The 374-nt window shown below is 71.1% G+C and carries 1 protein-coding gene; it reads right to left on the reverse strand.

Annotated elements, in window-relative coordinates; all coding sequences use genetic code 11:
• The coding region (locus tag PUR53_RS00850; RefSeq protein WP_329907036.1) for a hypothetical protein at positions 1 to 271 on the reverse strand (271 nt) is incomplete at its 3' end.
• Positions 272 to 374: the final 103 nt, after the last annotated feature.

The raw sequence follows: 374 nt of genomic DNA on the forward strand, positions 1-374 counted from the left end.
CCACTACGTGTGGATCCACTTCCTCATCCTCCTCCACCACGGCAGCACCCTCCACAACCCCAGGCACCAACAACCGCGTCGACACCTCAACGCCACGAACCACGAACCCAGACCCCTCCTCCCCACTCGACTCCACCACGGCCGGACCCACCTCAACCGGAGGCTCGACCACCGCCGGCGCTTCCTCTCCGGGTGGCTCCACGACCGGCGGCCCCTCTACCCCAGGCGGCTCCACCACGGGCGGACCCTCCTCAACCGGTGGCTCGACCACGGGCGGCGCCTCCTCTACGGGAGGCTCCTCGACGGGAGAGCCCTCGTCCCCAGGCGGCTCCACCCCGGGCGGACCCTCCTCAACCGGAGGCTCGACCACGGCC

Origin of the sequence: Streptomyces sp. SP18BB07, from assembly GCF_036322545.1 — a bacterium.
In the GTDB taxonomy this organism is placed as follows: Bacteria; Actinomycetota; Actinomycetes; order Streptomycetales; family Streptomycetaceae; genus Streptomyces; species Streptomyces deccanensis.